The organism is Pseudomonas lundensis (assembly GCF_015377145.2).
In the GTDB taxonomy this organism is placed as follows: domain Bacteria; phylum Pseudomonadota; class Gammaproteobacteria; order Pseudomonadales; family Pseudomonadaceae; genus Aquipseudomonas; species Aquipseudomonas lundensis.
Map to the genome: position 1 here is coordinate 4,690,160 of NZ_CP062158.2, position 16,383 is coordinate 4,706,542.

General features: G+C 59.9%; 19 protein-coding genes. 10 read left to right on the forward strand and 9 right to left on the reverse strand.

The window, feature by feature from the left end; genetic code table 11:
* Together IF654_RS21860 and aguA are read right to left on the reverse strand one after the other, a co-directional pair.
* The gene (locus tag IF654_RS21860) at positions 1 to 201 is read right to left on the reverse strand and encodes a hypothetical protein (protein ID WP_047272861.1); all 201 of its coding nucleotides are present in this window, start codon (positions 199 to 201) and stop codon (positions 1 to 3) included.
* A 233-nt stretch (positions 202 to 434) separates the two neighbouring features.
* On the reverse strand, positions 435 to 1,544 hold the full coding sequence (gene aguA, locus IF654_RS21865) for an agmatine deiminase (protein ID WP_047281638.1): 1,110 nt from the start codon (positions 1,542 to 1,544) through the stop codon (positions 435 to 437).
* Between the two features lie 324 nt (positions 1,545 to 1,868).
* On the opposite strand from aguA, the gene rfbB reads away from it, so the two are divergent.
* From rfbB to IF654_RS21890, 5 genes are all read left to right on the forward strand, one after another.
* Positions 1,869 to 2,951, forward strand: coding sequence for a dTDP-glucose 4,6-dehydratase (gene rfbB, locus IF654_RS21870; protein WP_047281639.1), 1,083 nt, complete (start codon positions 1,869 to 1,871; stop codon positions 2,949 to 2,951).
* A gap of 2 nt (positions 2,952 to 2,953) precedes the next feature.
* Positions 2,954 to 3,838, forward strand: a complete 885-nt coding sequence (rfbD, locus tag IF654_RS21875; protein WP_047272950.1) for a dTDP-4-dehydrorhamnose reductase — start codon at positions 2,954 to 2,956, stop codon at positions 3,836 to 3,838.
* A gap of 66 nt (positions 3,839 to 3,904) precedes the next feature.
* The gene (locus tag IF654_RS21880) at positions 3,905 to 5,719 is read left to right on the forward strand and encodes a sensor histidine kinase (RefSeq protein ID WP_047272858.1); all 1,815 of its coding nucleotides are present in this window, start codon (positions 3,905 to 3,907) and stop codon (positions 5,717 to 5,719) included.
* On the forward strand, positions 5,716 to 7,110 hold the full coding sequence (locus tag IF654_RS21885; protein WP_047281899.1) for a sigma-54-dependent transcriptional regulator: 1,395 nt from the start codon (positions 5,716 to 5,718) through the stop codon (positions 7,108 to 7,110). The genes IF654_RS21880 and IF654_RS21885 overlap by 4 nt, the downstream gene beginning before the upstream one ends.
* 19 nt (positions 7,111 to 7,129) lie before the next feature.
* Complete coding sequence (locus tag IF654_RS21890) at positions 7,130 to 7,585, forward strand: thioesterase domain-containing protein (protein ID WP_047272856.1); 456 nt, start codon at positions 7,130 to 7,132, stop codon at positions 7,583 to 7,585.
* Positions 7,586 to 7,608: 23 nt separating this feature from the next.
* On the opposite strand, the gene cysQ is transcribed toward IF654_RS21890, so the two are convergent.
* Positions 7,609 to 8,436, reverse strand: a complete 828-nt coding sequence (gene cysQ, locus IF654_RS21895) for a 3'(2'),5'-bisphosphate nucleotidase CysQ (protein ID WP_047281641.1) — start codon at positions 8,434 to 8,436, stop codon at positions 7,609 to 7,611.
* A complete protein-coding gene (gene nudE / locus IF654_RS21900) occupies positions 8,433 to 8,999 on the reverse strand; it encodes an ADP compounds hydrolase NudE (protein WP_047272854.1) in 567 nt (188 codons plus the stop codon). Before nudE ends, cysQ begins: the two co-directional genes overlap by 4 nt.
* 88 nt (positions 9,000 to 9,087) lie before the next feature.
* Here nudE and yrfG point away from each other — a divergent pair, with 88 nt between their 5' ends.
* On the forward strand, positions 9,088 to 9,750 hold the full coding sequence (gene yrfG, locus IF654_RS21905; protein ID WP_047279784.1) for a GMP/IMP nucleotidase: 663 nt from the start codon (positions 9,088 to 9,090) through the stop codon (positions 9,748 to 9,750).
* Between the two features lie 98 nt (positions 9,751 to 9,848).
* On the opposite strand, the gene lysM is transcribed toward yrfG, so the two are convergent.
* Entirely contained in the window at positions 9,849 to 10,289 is a 441-nt protein-coding gene (gene lysM, locus IF654_RS21910; RefSeq protein WP_047272852.1) for a peptidoglycan-binding protein LysM, read from the reverse strand.
* A 115-nt stretch (positions 10,290 to 10,404) separates the two neighbouring features.
* Here lysM and IF654_RS21915 point away from each other — a divergent pair, with 115 nt between their 5' ends.
* From IF654_RS21915 to IF654_RS21925, 3 genes are all read left to right on the forward strand, one after another.
* Entirely contained in the window at positions 10,405 to 11,292 is an 888-nt protein-coding gene (locus IF654_RS21915) for a LysR family transcriptional regulator (RefSeq protein ID WP_047279786.1), read from the forward strand.
* 94 nt (positions 11,293 to 11,386) lie between these two features.
* On the forward strand, positions 11,387 to 12,226 hold the full coding sequence (gene fdhD / locus IF654_RS21920) for a formate dehydrogenase accessory sulfurtransferase FdhD (protein ID WP_047272850.1): 840 nt from the start codon (positions 11,387 to 11,389) through the stop codon (positions 12,224 to 12,226).
* Positions 12,223 to 14,571 carry an FdhF/YdeP family oxidoreductase gene (locus IF654_RS21925; protein WP_047272849.1) on the forward strand — a complete coding sequence of 783 codons (2,349 nt, stop codon included), beginning with the start codon at positions 12,223 to 12,225 and terminating at the stop codon, positions 14,569 to 14,571. The genes fdhD and IF654_RS21925 overlap by 4 nt, the downstream gene beginning before the upstream one ends.
* Positions 14,572 to 14,713: 142 nt before the next feature.
* Here the strand turns inward: IF654_RS21925 and IF654_RS23380 are convergent, their stop codons facing one another.
* From IF654_RS23380 to IF654_RS23070, 4 genes are all read right to left on the reverse strand, one after another.
* On the reverse strand, positions 14,714 to 14,935 hold the full coding sequence (locus IF654_RS23380) for a pyocin S6 family toxin immunity protein (protein WP_350449317.1): 222 nt from the start codon (positions 14,933 to 14,935) through the stop codon (positions 14,714 to 14,716).
* 382 nt (positions 14,936 to 15,317) lie between these two features.
* Complete coding sequence (locus IF654_RS21930; protein ID WP_047272848.1) at positions 15,318 to 15,557, reverse strand: pyocin S6 family toxin immunity protein; 240 nt, start codon at positions 15,555 to 15,557, stop codon at positions 15,318 to 15,320.
* Positions 15,548 to 15,709 (reverse strand): S-type pyocin domain-containing protein, encoded by a 162-nt coding sequence (locus IF654_RS23065; protein WP_230683822.1) that lies wholly within the window; start codon positions 15,707 to 15,709, stop codon positions 15,548 to 15,550. Before IF654_RS23065 ends, IF654_RS21930 begins: the two co-directional genes overlap by 10 nt.
* The gene (locus tag IF654_RS23070; protein ID WP_230683825.1) at positions 15,646 to 15,864 is read right to left on the reverse strand and encodes a hypothetical protein; all 219 of its coding nucleotides are present in this window, start codon (positions 15,862 to 15,864) and stop codon (positions 15,646 to 15,648) included. The genes IF654_RS23065 and IF654_RS23070 overlap by 64 nt, the downstream gene beginning before the upstream one ends.
* On the opposite strand from IF654_RS23070, the gene IF654_RS23075 reads away from it, so the two are divergent.
* On the forward strand, positions 15,863 to 16,123 hold the full coding sequence (locus IF654_RS23075) for a hypothetical protein (RefSeq protein WP_230683745.1): 261 nt from the start codon (positions 15,863 to 15,865) through the stop codon (positions 16,121 to 16,123). The genes IF654_RS23070 and IF654_RS23075 overlap by 2 nt on opposite strands.
* Positions 16,124 to 16,383: the final 260 nt, after the last annotated feature.

Below are 16,383 nucleotides of genomic sequence, written 5' to 3' on the forward strand. Positions count from 1 at the left end.
TCAACTCATCAATACTCCCGACAGGGCCTCCAGTTCTGCCTCGCTGAACAACCCGGCCGGGTAGCGTTCGCGAAGAAGTTGATAGGCAGACTGGCCTGGCGTATTGCAAGGTCCTTTGCGTTTAAACCAATTGGCCAGAACGATCAGCGACTCGTGACTCACAGGTTGTGGTCGCGAACCTCGCTCGCACAATACGTTCATGACAGCGCTCTCCAGGTACTTGAGCGGCAAATGTACTCAAGGTGTGTGACAGAACATCGCCGCGAGCAGCGCGACATGCCCAGACATGGCTCCCTTTCAAGATTTTTAACAAGCTCTTTTCACCCTTTTATACGCGTCATTACGGACGCACCTTTTGACCTGAAACAAAAAACCCGCCGTTCTGGCGAGCGGCGGGTTATTTATGCTTCCAACAAGGCGACGAAGCGTCTGGATCAAGCCTTGTGGGGGGCTGGCTGTTGTTGCGTCAGGCAGTGGATGTTGCCACCGCCCAGCAACAATTCACGGCCCGGCACCATCACCACTTCGTGCTGCGGGAAGAGGTCTTGCAGGATGGCCTTGGCTTGCGCATCCATCGGGTCATCAAAGCTTGGGGCGATGATGCCGCCGTTGACGATCAGGAAGTTCACGTAAGAACCGGCCAGCCGCTCCGAAGGATTGCGGTCCTGGCTGCCCACCACTTTGTCGACACCATCGCACTCTTCCTGGGTGGCGTGCAGCGGCCCCGGAATCGGCATTTTATGCACGACAAACGGGCGGCCTTTGGCGTCGGTGCTGGTCAACAACACCTTCATGGCCGCATGGCAGCGCACGTAGTTCGGGTCGCGCTCGTCGTCGGTCCAGGCCAGCAGCACTTCGCCGGGGCGCACGTAGCAGCAGAAGTTATCCACATGGCCGTCGGTTTCGTCGTTGAACAGACCGTCCGGCAGCCAGATGATCTTGCTCACCGCCAGGTTGGAACGCAGCACATCTTCAATTTCTTCGCGGGACAAATGCGGGTTGCGGTTGCGATTGAGCAAGCACTCGGCCGTGGTAATCAGCGTGCCCTCGCCATCCACATGGATTGAGCCCCCTTCGAGCACGAAACGTTCGGTGTAATAACGCGGGCACCGCTCGATTTCCAGCACCTTGCTGCCCACCTGCTGGTCGCGGTTCCACGGCGCATACAGACCGCCGTCAAAACCGCCCCATGCGTTGAAATCCCAGTTCACACCGCGAACTTCGCCGTGGTCGTTGATGACGAACGTCGGGCCGCTGTCACGCACCCACGCGTCATCGCTGGACATCTCGACCACACGAATATTCGGCACATTCAGGCGGGCACGGGCATTTTCGTACTGGCCGGCAGACACGCAGACCGTCACCGGCTCGAAGCGCGCAATAGCCTTGGCCACCGCCGCGTGCGCGGCCTGCGCTGGCTTGCCACCCAAACGCCAGTTATCCGGGCGCTCGGGCCAGATCATCCAGGTTTGGGTGTGCGGCGCCCATTCGGCCGGCATGTAGAAACCGTCTGCGCGGGGCGAACTGTGCAAAAGAGTGGTCATTGAAATCAGGACTCCGAAAATCCGTCGAGGTTGGATTGAGCCAGCGCACGGCCCGCCATCAAAGAACAGTGGACGCCGCTCAGGGGCACGTCAACACGCCGCCCACTTATAGCCGACAAATATCCATTTTTAAAACGCTTTCAGAGGATCGGCAGGATTTTTTTGGCTGTTTAACCGATATATATCGATAAATACCCCTGAAAAGCTTGCCCCGCCTGTCACCTGCGCCCATGTGGCCGCACCGTAGCACTTGCACCGCCCTGCACATCCCCACAAGCTATGCACCAATTGTTTGTACACCGTCAGGGAATAAGGGATATCCACATGCGCATTTTAGTCACCGGCGGCGCCGGGTTTATTGGTTCAGCTCTGATCCGTCACCTGATCCAGAACACCGGGCACGAGGTGCTTAACCTCGACAAACTGACCTACGCCGGTAACCTTGAATCGCTGCAAAGCATTGCCACCAACACCCGCTACGAGTTCGTGCAGGCCGACATCGTCGACCAGGCCACCGTCAGCGCCGTGATCGAGCGCTTCCAGCCAGACGCGATCATGCACCTGGCGGCCGAGTCCCACGTTGACCGTTCCATCGACGGCCCGTCGGACTTCATTCAGACCAACATCGTCGGCACCTACAGCCTGCTGGAAGCCACCCGCGCCTATTGGCTCACGCTGGCAGAACCGGCGAAGAGCGCGTTCCGTTTCCACCACATTTCCACTGACGAAGTGTATGGCGACCTGCATGGCGTCGATGACCTGTTCACTGAAACCACCCCGTACGCCCCCAGCTCGCCGTACTCGGCCAGCAAGGCCGCTTCGGACCACCTGGTCCGCGCCTGGAACCGCACTTACGGCTTGCCGGTGCTGCTGACCAACTGCTCGAACAACTACGGCCCGTTCCACTTCCCGGAAAAACTGATCCCGCTGGTGATCCTCAATGCCTTGGCGGGCAAACCGCTGCCGGTCTACGGCAATGGCCTGCAAGTGCGTGACTGGCTGTTCGTGGAAGACCATGCCCGCGCCCTGCTTAAAGTCGTGACCGAAGGCGTGGTGGGCGAGACCTACAACATCGGCGGCCACAACGAGCAAAAGAACATCGACGTGGTGCGCGGCATCTGCGCCCTGCTTGAAGAACTGGCGCCACAGCGCCCGACGGGCGTGGCGCAATTCGCAGACCTGATTACGTTTGTCAAAGACCGCCCGGGCCACGACCAGCGCTACGCCATCGACGCCAGCAAGATCGAACGCGAGCTGGGCTGGGTGCCGGAAGAAACCTTCGAGACCGGCCTGCGCAAAACCGTGCAGTGGTACCTGGACAACCTTGAGTGGTGCCAGCGCGTTCAGGACGGCAGTTATCAGGGCGAGCGTCTAGGCTCTACAGAACCCAAAGACCTGATTGCATGACCATGGGCTCGCCTGAATTGAAAATACTGATTAGCGGTAAAACCGGCCAAGTGGCCATGGAACTGCAAAAACGTCTGGCTGATATGGGCGAGCTGGTTGTGCTGGGCCGCGATGAGCTGGACCTGAGCCAGCCCGAGCAAATACGTGCGCAGGTGCGGGCCCACGCGCCCGACCTGATCATCAACGCGGCCGCCTACACGGCCGTGGATCAGGCCGAAAGCGACGTCGATGCCGCCAATGCGATCAACGCCACTGCGCCCGGCATCTTCGCTGAAGAAGCCAAGGCACTGGGCATCCCGCTGATTCATTACTCCACCGACTACGTGTTCGATGGCAGTAAAGAAACGCCCTACACCGAAGACGACATCACCCACCCGCTGAGCGTCTACGGCCACAGTAAAGAGTTGGGCGAAAAAGCCATCGCGGCGACGGGCTGCCAGCACCTGATACTGCGCACCAGTTGGGTGTATTCCTCCCACGGTAAAAACTTCCTGCTGACCATGCAGCGCTTGCTGCAAGAAAAGCCGGAACTGCGCATCGTGGCCGACCAGATCGGCGCGCCCACGTGGGCGGGCACCATTGCCCAGAGCACGCGCGCGTTGATTGAGCGCTGGCAAGCAGGCCATCCCGGCCCTTGGGGCGTTTATCACCTCACGGCCCATGGCCAAACCTCATGGTTCGGGTTTGCCCAGGCCATCGGCGAACAGCTGATTGCCTTGGGCAAACCGTGCGCCGTACTCGAAGCCATCCCTTCGAGCGACTACCCAACCCCCGCCAAACGCCCGCTTAATTCACGACTGGATTGCAGTCGGCTAGCGGCCGACTGGGGCGTCACTCAGCCCGACTGGCACACGGCGCTGCGCGAATGCATGGCCGAGCAAGGCTAAACATCTGGCGCGGATGGCTAAAATCCGCAGGTATACTGCGCCGTACTTTTGCGGCGTAGTTTCAACATGATCAAAACCCCTCCCGTGCCTCGCAGACCCCGCTGGCGCAGCCTCGCCTTGCTGGCCTTGTGCCTGGCGCCCTTGTTGTGGCCGTTGCAGCATCTGGCCGAGCGCTATTACCGCAGCGAGCTGGCCGGGCAAAATCGCCAGACCCTGGATCTCTACGTCGCCAACCTGCTGGGCACGCTGCATCGCTATGAAGTGCTGCCGCAGATCCTCGGCGAACTGCCAGCCCTGCGCGCGTTGCTGGCAGACCCGGAAAACCCGCAAATCCTCAGCCACGCCAACCAGTTGCTCAATGACATCAGCACCCAGACGGGCGCCGAGGTGATGTACCTGATGGACGCCCATGGCGACACCCTCGCCGCCTCCAACTGGGATAAACAGGACAGCTTTATCGGCCGCAACTTCGCCTTTCGCCCGTATTTCAGCGAAGCGATGGACGGCAAGCTGGGGCGCTTCTTCGGGCTGGGCACCACCTCGGGCAAACGCGGGTATTTCTTTGCCGCACCCGTGCTCGACGGTGACAAGAAAATCGGCGTGCTGGTGGTCAAGGTCGACCTCGATCACACCGAGCGCCTGTGGGGCCAGACCCCGGAACAATTGATGGTCACCGACCCCAATGGCGTGGTCATTCTCACCTCGCGCCCGGAATGGCGGTTCAGGGCCACCCGCGAACTGTCACAGCAGGAACAGCAGTCGATCTTTGCCATCCTGCCCTACCCGACCCGCGACCCGAAGCCGCTGAACCTGAACCTCAGCAACTGGCTGGTACAAACCCAGGCCATCGACGAAACCGGCTGGAGCGTCAACATCCTCGCGCCGCGCACCTTGATCGACCGCCCCGTACGCACCGTGCTGGCCATTGGGGGCGCCACGCTGCTGGTGGTCATGCTGCTGATCGGTTTGATGATGCAACGGCGCCGACATTATCTGGAGCGTATCGCCTTTGAAGCCAAGGCCCGCCGCGAGCTGGAAATGCGTGTGGCAGAGCGCACCAGCGACCTGGAAGGATTGAACCGGCGCCTGCGTGAAGAAGTGCTGGAGCGCGAGCATGCGCAACAAGAACTGGTGCGCGCGCAGGACGATCTGGTGCAGGCCGGCAAGCTGTCTGCGCTGGGCACCATGTCAGCGAGCATCAGCCATGAATTGAATCAGCCTCTGGCCGCCATCCGCAGTTATGCCGAAAATGCCGAAGTCTTGCTGGACCATCAGCGCATCGACGACGCGCGCGGCAACCTCAAGCTGATCAATGAGCTGACCGGGCGCATGGCCTCGATCATCGCTCACCTGCGCGCGTTTGCGCGGCGCGATCGGCACGCGCCGGAAAGCGTCGCCCTGCAACCTGCGCTGGATGACGCCCTGGCTTTGCTGGCCAAACGTCGGCGCAGCATGGAAGTCGAGTTGATTCGCGACTTGCCTGCCGCCACGCTCTGGGTTGAAGCCGGTGAAACGCGCCTGCGCCAAGTGCTGGGCAACCTGTTGGCCAATGCCCTCGACGCGCTGACCGAAAAAGGCCCGCCGAGGCGTTTGTGGCTGAGTGCCGAGTCCACCCCGGAAGGCGTCACGGTGTGCATCCGCGACAACGGGCCGGGGTTCTGCATGGAGGCGCTGGGCCGCGCGGGCGAACCGTTTTACACGACCAAGACCCGCACGCAGGGGCTAGGCCTGGGCCTGGCCATTTGCGACACCCTGATTCGTGCATTTGGCGGCGAACTGCTGTTTGCCAACCACAAGGAAGGCGGCGCCTTAATCACCCTTCGACTGCGCGCTGGCGCACCGGGCGTCAGCCTGCAAGCTTCAGAGGATTCCAGGTCATGAGCTCATTCATCGACTCAAACGTACAGGTCATCCTGATCGACGATGACCCGCATCTGCGCCAGGCGCTGTATCAAACCCTGGACCTCGCTGGCCTTCACGTCCTGCCGCTGGCCGAGGCCACCGGCATTGCCGCGCGCATCGAGCGCAACTGGCCCGGCGTGGTGGTCAGCGACATCCGCATGCCCGGCATGGACGGCCTTGAGCTGTTGGCCGAACTTCACGCCCAGGACCCGGAACTGCCGGTGCTGCTGATTACCGGTCATGGTGACGTGCCCCTCGCAGTCCAGGCCATGCGCGCCGGGGCCTACGATTTTCTGGAAAAACCCTTTGCCAGCGACGCGCTGCTGGAAGGCGTGCGTCGCGCCCTGGCCTTGCGCGCGCTGGTGCTGGACAACCGCAGCCTGCGCATGGCCCTGAGCGACCGCCAGCAACTGAGCACGCGGCTGGTCGGCCTCTCGCCCCCGATGCTCAGACTGCGCGAACAGATCGGCGCACTGGCCGCCACCAAGGCCGATGTGCTGATTCTGGGTGAGACCGGCTCCGGCAAAGAAGTGGTCGCAAGGGCATTGCACGACTTGTCGAGCCGCCGCGACGGCCCGTTCGTGGCAATCAATGCCGGGGCGCTGGCCGAGTCTGTGGTCGAAAGCGAACTCTTCGGCCACGAGCCCGGCGCGTTCACCGGCGCGCAAAAGCGCCGCATCGGTAAATTCGAATTTGCCAACGGCGGCACGCTGTTTCTCGACGAAATCGAAAGCATGAGCCTCGATGTGCAGGTCAAGTTGTTGCGCCTGCTGCAAGAGCGTGTCGTTGAGCGTCTGGGCGGCAATCAATTGATCCCGCTGGACATCCGCGTCATCGCGGCCACCAAGGAAGACTTGCGTCAGGCCGCCGATCAGGGCCGTTTTCGTGCCGACTTGTATTACCGGCTCAACGTTGCCCCGCTGCGCATTGCCCCGTTGCGCGAGCGCGGCGAAGACGTGCTGATGCTGTTCAAGTACTTTGCCGACGAAGCCAGCGCCCGCCACGGCCTGACCCACAACGTGCTGCAACCGGCCCAGCGCAGTTTGCTGCTGCGTCACGCCTGGCCGGGCAACGTGCGTGAACTGCAAAACGTCGCGGAACGCTTTGCGCTGGGCCTTGAGCTGGCCCTGGACAATGAAACGGCCGAGGCGCCGCCATCGTCTAGCCTTGAGGGTTCGGGCAAGCTGAGCGAACAGGTTGAGCACTTCGAAAAAAGCCTGATCATGGCCGAACTCGAACGCTCTCACAGCTCCATGCGCAGCCTGGCCGAAGCCTTGGGCGTGCCGCGCAAAACCTTGCACGACAAGCTGCGCAAGTACGGCTTGCATTTCGAAAGCGGCAGCCACGCCCACCCCGATGAACTTGAGTGATTTGACCAAAGAGGCCTGCATGAACCGCGACAGTCGTTACCTGGAATCCATCCTCCACCACGACATCCCGCTGACCCGCGAAATGGGCCTCAAAGTCCTCGGCTGGCATGACCGGCAACTGCGCCTGCAGTTGCCGCTGACGGCCAACATCAACCACAAGAGCACCATGTTCGGTGGCAGCTTGTACTGCGGCGCGGTGCTGGCGGGCTGGGGCTGGTTGCACTTGAGACTACGTGAAGCGGGCATCGAAGACGGGCACATCGTGATTCAGGAAGGCCACATCAGCTACCCGCTGCCGGTCACGCAGGACGCGATCGTGTTGTGCGACGCACCGGCCGAGGCGGCCTGGACCAAGTTTGTGAGCATGTACACACGCCATGGCCGGGCGCGCCTGACCCTGGAAACCCGGGTCATCAATGCGGACGGCGAAGAAGACGCCGTCCGTTTCAGCGGCCAGTATGTGTTGCACCGTTAAGGCGGCGCGAGGGTCGATCCCGGTTATGCGCGCGCGAGGTTGAGCAGCGTCTCGCGCCAAGGCGCTTTTGCCGGTAACGCCAAAAACGAATCATTGAGCAGCGATGCCCGCGCCGGGTAAGTGAACGGCTGGCCGTCCAGGTGCAGCACCACACCGCCCGCGCCTTCGAGCACGCCCTGGGCGGCGGCGGTGTCCCACTGTGAGGTCGGGGCCAAACGCGGGTAGCAATCGGCCGCGCCCTCGGCCAGCAAACAAAACTTGAGCGAGCTGCCGACGCTGGTCAGGGTCAATTCACCCAAATGTTCACTCAACCCGGCCAACAGTTTCTCTTGCTCCGGGCTGGAGTGACGACGGCTCGCGACCACTGTCAGCGGCTCGCCCGCAGGCGGGGTGGTGCGCACAGTGATGGGCTCGATCGTGTCGCCATCTGCGCGCCACGCCCCCAATGTTGCGCCGCCGTAATAACAGCGGCCGCTGGTAGGCATCGACACCACGCCAAACACCACACGGCCGTGCTCGATCAAGGCGACATTGACAGTGAACTCTTCAGTGCCGGCAATGAATTCCTTGGTGCCGTCCAACGGGTCGACCAGCCACCAGCGGGACCACTCGGCACGCACGTCTTGGGCGATGTTGGCGTCTTCTTCGGACAAGACAGGGATGCCCGGATCGAGTGCAGTCAGGCCGTCGAGCAGCACATGATGGGCGGCCAGGTCAGCCGCTGTCACCGGCGAATCATCGGACTTGGCGGTGACCGCCACATCAGCGCGCCAGAACGGCAAGATGGCGTCACCCGCCTGATGCACCAGTTGAATCACACCCTGAAGCAGTTGAGGGACAGGCAGGCTCACAGCGTAAATTCCCCGCGCTGGGTCAGCAGATCCCGCGCCAGATACAGCGCCGCCAAGGCACGGCCCTCGGTGAATTGCGGGTTTTGTACCAGCGTCGACAGCTCGCGCAAGTTCACTGTCTCGACCCGCATGGGCTCCGGCTCATCGCCTTCCAGACGCGACTCATACAGGTCGGTGGCCAGCACCACTTGGATTTTCTGACTCATGTAACCCGGCGACAGTGACAGCTCGGTCAGGTGCACCAACTGACGGGCGCCATAGCCCGCTTCTTCCTTCAACTCGCGCTCGGCCGCTGCCAGTACGTCTTCGCCCGGCTCGATCAGCCCTTTGGGCAGCGAGACTTCGTATTCGTCGGTGCCGCCACAATATTCTTCAACCAACAGGGCATGCTCGGCATCGATCATCGCCACGATCATCACCGCGCCATAACCATTGCCGCGCCCCACCAGCCGTTCATACGTGCGCTCAACGCCGTTGGAAAAGCGCAACTGCACTTCTTCAACACGAAACAATCGGCTACTGGCAACAATTTCACGGGCGAGTACGGTGGGTTTTTGGCGCATAGCGGCTCCTCAATATGAACGGGTTACTATACCCCGGCTTTTCCGATTGTCTTGGTCGGATGTTTTTCAACTGCGGGAGAAGTTTTGCATGACAGCGTTACCTTGGCGCGACATTGATACCGTTCTGCTGGACATGGACGGCACGCTGCTCGACCTGCATTACGACAACCACTTCTGGCTTGAGCATTTGCCCCAACGCTACGCCGAACTGCACGGTATCAGCCGGGCCATGGCTGAACTGGAGCTGATGCCGCTGTTTGAACGCAATGCTGGCCAATTGAAATGGTATTGCCTGGATTTCTGGAGCGCCGAGCTGAAGATCCCGGTGCGCGAATTGAAACTCGAAACCGCGGACCTGATTGCCCTGCGTCCTGATGCCGATACATTTTTAGCCGCCATCAAAAAAGCCGGCAAGCGGGTGATTTTGATCACCAACGCACACCGCGATTCGCTGTCTTTGAAATTGGAACGCATCGAACTTGCGCCTTACTTCGAAAGGCTGATCAGCTCACACGACTACGGTTTCCCGAAGGAAAGCCCACAGTTCTGGGATGCCTTGCACGCTGATACCGGGTTTGATCCGGCACGCAGCCTGTTTATCGACGACACCCTGCCGATTCTGCGCAGTGCACGGGATTATGGCGTGAGGCATTTGCTGGCCGTAAAACAGCCCGACAGCAAAAAAGGCCCGAAAGACACTGAGGAATTTGCGGCGTTGGGGGATTACCGCGACTTGCTGGAAGGGCTTTGAGTCAGGCCCACTGAAGTGCGTGAGGGATCACCACCGCATACCTGGGCAGCGACACACGTGCATGCACACCTGCTGTCGCTGCCGAAAACCGCGCGGGTTTACTCAGGGATACGCAGTGTCTGGCCCGGGTAGATTTTGTTCGGGTCTTTGAGCATCGGTTTGTTGGCTTCAAAGATTTTTTGATACTTGTTCGCGTCGCCGTATACCGTGAGTGAGATGGCGCTGAGGGTGTCGCCCTTTTTCACCACCACAAAACGCGAAGCGGCAACCACCGGGCCGGTCACCGTGATTTGGTCGTCAACACTGGCAACACCTTCGATATTGCCCGCCGCCAGAATGATTTTTTCTTTCTCTTCCTGACTCGCGACCTCGCCGGTCACGATCACTTTGTCGCCCTCAACGGTGGCGGTGATGTTCGGATTGCCCAAACCTACTTTTTCTACGTGCTTCTTGAGTTCTTCCGAGGCGTTGGCTTTGCCCGGTGTCAGCAAGTCGATTACTTTTTCGCCCGCTTCCTTGATAAAGCTAAAAATACTCATCGTTCACGCTCCTAGGGTTGGAATATCCAGACACACAGCGTAGACCAACATTGGACAGGCAGGTTCCGGGGCGGGCACGTTAGAATCCCCCCGACGATTTGCACGTGGAGCGAGCATGGACATCAAACAACTGAAATTCCTGATCGCCCTCGATGAAACCCGTCATTTCGGTCAGGCGGCGGCCCGCTGCCATATCACCCAACCCACGCTCTCCATGCGCCTGCGCAGCCTTGAGCAGGAGTTGGGGTTGCAATTGGTCAATCGCGGCCAGCGCTTTGAAAGCTTTACCGCGCCCGGCGAGCGCGTGCTGGCATGGGCCAGAACCGTGTTGTCCGCCTACGACGGTTTGCAGGCCGAAGCGGCTGCGTGCCGCGGCAACCTGATCGGTACGTTGCGTTTGGGCGTGGTGCCGTTGTCGAGTTTCGACCCGCTGCCGTTATTGCAACAAATGCACAAGGCGCACCCCGAACTGCGCTTTGAGTTGTCCGCACTGAGTTCCGAACAGATCCTGGAGCAATTGGCCCGCAATCAGCTGGATGTGGGCGTCTCCTACCTCGACCGGCTAGACCATGAGCGTTTCGACTCGCTCACCTTGGGCGACACCCGCATGGGGCTTTTATACGACCAACGGCACTTCACCTTCGGTGAGCAACCGTTGAGCTGGGAAGCGCTGATCGAATTGCCGTTGGCGCTGCTCAGTGGCGGCATGCATTTTCGCCAGTCCATCGATCACAACTTCCACAGTCGCGGGCTGACCCCGCAACCCATGCTGCAAACCGATGCGGTTCATCAACTGTTGCAAGCCGTGCATGGCGGGTTGTGTTGCGCGGTCATGCCGCTTGAAGGCGGCCTTGAAGCCCTGACTGACGACCTGCGCCTGCACCCGATTGCCGATGCGCAAACCCTCGCCACGCTGGGTTTGATCATGCGCCGCGAAGCGCCACGGTCGGCACTGGCTGAAGCCTGCTTCGCGCTGTTTCAAAAATCATCAACTGCTTGTTGATCGACGGCATCTATCAATAGATCAGCACTAGCGATTAGACGCGACACAGTGTCGCGCCTACCCTTACTGCTGAATATTCCGTCGGTACAGCCTTATGAACGCCCAGCGCCCCACGTGCGCGGCGCCCGCCCAGGATTCGCCCGCGCCCGCTGCCAGCCAGAACTATCACTACGTCACGCTGGACCACAGCAGCGGCGCTGAAACTGCCCTCGCCGAAGAAGTCGCCCTGGCGATTGCCTTCAATGGCATCAACCAAGCGGTGATGCTGGTGACGCCCACTGACCTTGAGGATTTCATCGTCGGTTTCAGCCTGGGCAGCGGCATCATTCAAGACCCCAGCGATATTTATGACCTCAAGCTCAGTGGCGCGGGCTCGGCGCAGTATGCCCACGTCGAAATCGCCAGCCGTGCGTTCTGGAACCTCAAACAGCAACGTCGCCAACTGGCAGGCACCAGCGGTTGCGGCCTGTGCGGCGTCGAAGCCGTCGAGCAAGCGTTGCCCGAGCTGAACGTCCTGCCCGGTGCGCCCTTGCCGCCCGCACAGTGGCTTGACGGCCTGCGCCAGCGCATCAGCGCGTTTCAACCGCTGGGCCAGCACTGCGGCGCGGTGCATGCGGCCGTTTACATGGACGCCAACGGCCACCTGCTGATGGGTCGCGAAGACATTGGCCGGCATAACGCGCTCGACAAGTTGATCGGTGCATTGGTGCGCCAACGCATCGACCTGAACGGCGGCGCGGCGATTGTCACCAGCCGTTGCAGCCTTGAGCTGATTCAAAAAGTGTTGCGCGCAGGCATCCAGACCCTGATCAGCCTGTCCTCGCCTACGGGCCTGGCGCTGCAATGGGCCCGCCGCCACAACCTCAACCTTATTCATCTGCCGCAAAAAAGCGCACCGCGTGTATACAGCCCGGTGCAGGAGAATCCCGCGTGAGCACTCATCATCAAGCCGACCAAACCCCAACCCCTCGCTACAAGCCCTATAAAGGCCCGGCAGGTGGCTGGGGCGCGCTGATCAGTGTGGCGCAAGCCTGGTTGACCAGCGACAACGCCCTGAAAAACCTGCGCATGATGCTCAAGACCAACCAGAACGGCGGTTTCGACTGCCCCGGTTGTGCCTGGGGCGACTCGCCGGAAAGCGGGCTGGTCAAATTCTGCGAGAACGGCGCCAAGGCGGTTAACTGGGAAGCCACCAAGCGCCGGGTCGATGCCACGTTCTTCGCCAAACACAGCGTCAGCGCGCTGCTGGAGCAAAGCGATTACTGGCTCGAATATCAGGGCCGCCTGACCGAGCCCATGCGTTACGACGCGTCCACCGACCGCTATGTGCCCATCACGTGGGATGGCGCTTTCGCGCTGGTTGCCAAGCACCTGCTGAACCTGACGAGCCCCCATCAGGCGGAGTTCTACACCTCGGGCCGCGCCAGCAACGAAGCGGCGTATTTGTACCAATTGTTCGTGCGCGCCTTCGGCACCAATAACTTCCCCGATTGCTCGAACATGTGCCACGAAGCCAGCGGCGTTGCCCTTGCGCAAAGCGTGGGGGTCGGCAAGGGCACGGTCACGTTCGATGACTTCGAACATGCCGACGCAATCTTCGTGCTTGGGCAAAACCCCGGCACTAACCACCCGCGCATGCTTGAACCGCTGCGCGAAGCCGTGAAGCGCGGCGCCCAAGTGGTGTGTGTCAACCCGCTCAAAGAGCGCGGTCTGGAACGCTTCCAGCACCCGCAACACCCCCTGGAAATGCTCACCAACGGTGACCGCCCGACCAACACTGCTTACCTGCGCCCTGCTTTGGGCGGCGATATGGCGCTGTTGCGGGGCATGGCCAAGTTCCTGCTGCAATGGGAACGCGATGCCCAGGCGGCTGGGGAGCCGGCAGTCTTCGACCATGCGTTCTTGAATGAACACACCGCCGGCGTGCTGGATTACATCGCCAGCCTGGATGACACCCCGTGGGACCCTCTGGTCGAGCAATCGGGCTTGACGCTGGCGGACATCGAACGTGCCGCGCGCATGTACCTGAAAGGCAAAAACGTCATCATGTGCTGGGCCATGGGCATCACCCAGCATCGCCACTCGGTACAGACCATTCAGGAAATCGCCAACCTGATGCTGTTGCGCGGCAACATTGGCCGTCCCGGTGCGGGTCTGTGCCCGGTGCGCGGCCACAGTAACGTGCAAGGCGACCGCACCATGGGCATTAACGAGCGCCCGCCCGTGGCATTCCTTGATGCACTGGAGCGTCGTTTCAAATTCAATGTGCCGCGTGAAAACGGGCACAACGTGGTGGAAGCCATCCACGCCATGCTCGAAGGGCGCGCCAAGGTCTTTATCGGACTGGGCGGCAACTTTGCCCAGGCCACGCCCGACAGCCCGCGCACGGCCCAGGCCCTGCGCAATTGCGACCTGACCGTACAAATCAGCACCAAGCTCAACCGCAGCCATTTGATGCACGGCAAGGAAGCGCTGATCCTGCCTTGCCTTGGCCGAACCGACATCGATATCCAGGTGCAAGGCCCGCAAGCGGTCACGGTGGAGGATTCGTTCAGCATGGTTCACGCCTCCAATGGCCAGTTGCAGCCCTTGTCGAATCAGATGCGTTCGGAACCGGCCATCGTTGCCGGCATCGCAGCGGCAACCTTGGGAACGCACCCGATTGACTGGAACGGGGTCGTCGAAGATTACAGCCGCATTCGCGAGCTGATCGCTGACACCATCCCCGGCTTCAAAGACTTCAACACCCGCGTACAGCACCCCGGCGGGTTCTATTTGGGTAACGCCGCAGGTGCCCGCCAGTGGAATACACCTGCGGGCCGCGCCACCTTCAAACCCAACGTGCTGCCACGGGATCTGGTCGACGAACGCACACGTGCGACAGGCCGCCTGCCGGACCTGATCCTGCAATCGATGCGTTCCCACGATCAGTACAACACCACCATTTATGGGCTGGACGACCGTTACCGCGGGGTCAAGGGCCAACGCAACGTGCTGTTTGTGAACGAAGCCGACATTATTCGCCTGGGCTTCAAGCCGGGCCAAAGGGTGGACATCGTGTCTATCTGGGATGACGAGCACGAGCGTCGGGTTAAAAATTTCACCTTGCTGGCGTTTGATATTCCGGCCGGACAAGCAGCGGCGTACTACCCGGAAGTCAACCCATTGGTGCCGCTGGAAAGCACCGGGGATGGCAGCCATACGCCGACGTCCAAGTTCGTGGCGATTCGCCTTGAGGCAGCCACACCGTCGACACTGATCATGGCCAAGGCGAGCTGAGGCAGAACGCCTGCAATCTCTGAAACCATCGCGTCACCCAGTGCGATCAAAACCCGCCAAGTGTCCCATTGCGATTCGAGGACAACCTTGGCGGCGGTGACGCGGGAGTGGGCGGGTAGGCGTTGGTACACGGCCTCAACAGTTAGCTGCAAAGTCCCAAGAAGTAAACCAGCTCACTATTGAAGGGTTCGCCCAGTATCGCCATAACCAAGATCGATTGATCTTGGGTTAGCTCATTTCCCCCCATCGGAACATCCCATAAGCGGGTCCAACCCAATACAGCGAGAATTGCTGTCTCCAACTCTTTGGGCACGTTTTTTGTCCTGTATTGAATGGTCCGGGTGGGACTCTGGGTAAAAGCCACTGATTGCAATAAAGACTAATGGCGACACGCCTGATTCACTTAGGGGAGCTCCGATCCACGTGCCGCATCTGCGCGGCACATTGAAAAAAACACAGTGATCAGCGCTAACTATTGCGCAATGCCCCATGCGCAACGATGGGTTGGGCTTGTAAAGCACGCAGCGTTTACTCACCCTGGAAATGCCTCGACGATCAATATCAGGGTTCTTAACTGATGCCTGCTTGTAGTCGTCAATTAATCCATAACAGCAAAGCTCAGGGCAGTAAGCCAGGCCACTGTTGATGGGCGCGTCGAGTACCGCCAGATTATCGACACCTGATTTTGCATGAGACCCTTCTCTCTACTGGTTAATCTCCCGGGCACGTCTAGTCAGGGAAAGATTTTAAGCGCGTACACCGATAAACATGTTTAACGTCACTGGCAGTTGTTCATTTATAGCTGAGGATATTTTTCGAACTTGCTCTTCGGTCAAAGGTAGCTCGCCATCGCACTCGGCAGCTAAATTTTCCCAGCCTAGAATATCCATGACTTTTTTTTCAAACTCAGGTCGCACGTCCAGCTCAAATTTGATTGAGCTATCTTCACAATCGTCTGCAAGGAATCCTGTAATTTCTAAAAACATGTGTTTCTCCATTTACTTTGGTGTGGCGTCCAGAGGAGGGTGATCCCGTTTAATTCGGCCTCCAATGCAGTCTTGCTTGCGCTCCATTTCACCTGCACGGTGCGTACTGAGTCATCACCTGACGCGCCAGTGTGAATGCCGTAAATCTGCATGACCGTCGGAACTGAAAGCGCACCCGCGTGGTGGCCTTGCACATGCAGCACAGTTGTTCGTCGGTATGGAATGTGCCGTCACTCGCAACACGGGCCAGTCCGGCATCCGCACCGATGGCCACTGCAATGACCTCTGACGCGGAAGGCAAAAGCATGGAAGCTGGCTCGGTGGCGGTTCTTGCATCTATGCAGCACCCGTTTTCAGCCACGCAGGATTTGGTGAAGACCAAATCAGTGCGTGGCTTGGGAGATGGCCACTCATCTTTTGAGCGATACACCGGCTCTGGCGGAGGCGGTTTTTGCAAAGCAGCCCAACAGGCACCACCGTTTGGAAGTTTCGGTTTCCAGCGGGGCTCGAAAAAAGAGTCGTCTTTACCTTCCTTCTTCATGCGAATTGCCTGTCAAATCATTTGAAGCACGAAGGCTGAAGTTGAATCTGAGGTGTGGACAGTTCGACCTCGTAACCGTGTGTGTCTATAAGTGAAGGGCAACAGGGGGATTTAGCGTGCAACGACCGGGCGCGCGCTGTCGTCCCCCTACCCTCGCCCGAGCCCACATGACACGACGTTTTTTTTTGGACACAAAAAAGGCCGCTTTCCTGAGAAAGCGGCCTGTCCGAACTAATGCTCAGACCGTGCAAAATCCATTAAGTTCCCTCGTAAAAACAATAACTT

What these genes read in the sequence shown, in the direction of transcription:
- IF654_RS21860 (WP_047272861.1), bottom strand. Translation starts at nt 201, where the DNA reads ATGAACGTATTGTGCGAGCGAGGTTCGCGACCACAACCTGTGAGTCAC.
- aguA (WP_047281638.1), bottom strand. Translation starts at nt 1,544, where the DNA reads ATGACCACTCTTTTGCACAGTTCGCCCCGCGCAGACGGTTTCTACATG.
- rfbB (WP_047281639.1), top strand. Translation starts at nt 1,869, where the DNA reads ATGCGCATTTTAGTCACCGGCGGCGCCGGGTTTATTGGTTCAGCTCTG.
- rfbD (WP_047272950.1), top strand. Translation starts at nt 2,954, where the DNA reads ATGGGCTCGCCTGAATTGAAAATACTGATTAGCGGTAAAACCGGCCAA.
- IF654_RS21880 (WP_047272858.1), top strand. Translation starts at nt 3,905, where the DNA reads ATGATCAAAACCCCTCCCGTGCCTCGCAGACCCCGCTGGCGCAGCCTC.
- IF654_RS21885 (WP_047281899.1), top strand. Translation starts at nt 5,716, where the DNA reads ATGAGCTCATTCATCGACTCAAACGTACAGGTCATCCTGATCGACGAT.
- IF654_RS21890 (WP_047272856.1), top strand. Translation starts at nt 7,130, where the DNA reads ATGAACCGCGACAGTCGTTACCTGGAATCCATCCTCCACCACGACATC.
- nudE (WP_047272854.1), bottom strand. Translation starts at nt 8,999, where the DNA reads ATGCGCCAAAAACCCACCGTACTCGCCCGTGAAATTGTTGCCAGTAGC.
- yrfG (WP_047279784.1), top strand. Translation starts at nt 9,088, where the DNA reads ATGACAGCGTTACCTTGGCGCGACATTGATACCGTTCTGCTGGACATG.
- lysM (WP_047272852.1), bottom strand. Translation starts at nt 10,289, where the DNA reads ATGAGTATTTTTAGCTTTATCAAGGAAGCGGGCGAAAAAGTAATCGAC.
- IF654_RS21915 (WP_047279786.1), top strand. Translation starts at nt 10,405, where the DNA reads ATGGACATCAAACAACTGAAATTCCTGATCGCCCTCGATGAAACCCGT.
- fdhD (WP_047272850.1), top strand. Translation starts at nt 11,387, where the DNA reads ATGAACGCCCAGCGCCCCACGTGCGCGGCGCCCGCCCAGGATTCGCCC.
- IF654_RS21930 (WP_047272848.1), bottom strand. Translation starts at nt 15,557, where the DNA reads ATGTTTTTAGAAATTACAGGATTCCTTGCAGACGATTGTGAAGATAGC.
- IF654_RS23065 (WP_230683822.1), bottom strand. Translation starts at nt 15,709, where the DNA reads ATGCAGATTTACGGCATTCACACTGGCGCGTCAGGTGATGACTCAGTA.
- IF654_RS23075 (WP_230683745.1), top strand. Translation starts at nt 15,863, where the DNA reads ATGGAAGCTGGCTCGGTGGCGGTTCTTGCATCTATGCAGCACCCGTTT.
- IF654_RS23070 (WP_230683825.1), bottom strand. Translation starts at nt 15,864, where the DNA reads ATGCTTTTGCCTTCCGCGTCAGAGGTCATTGCAGTGGCCATCGGTGCG.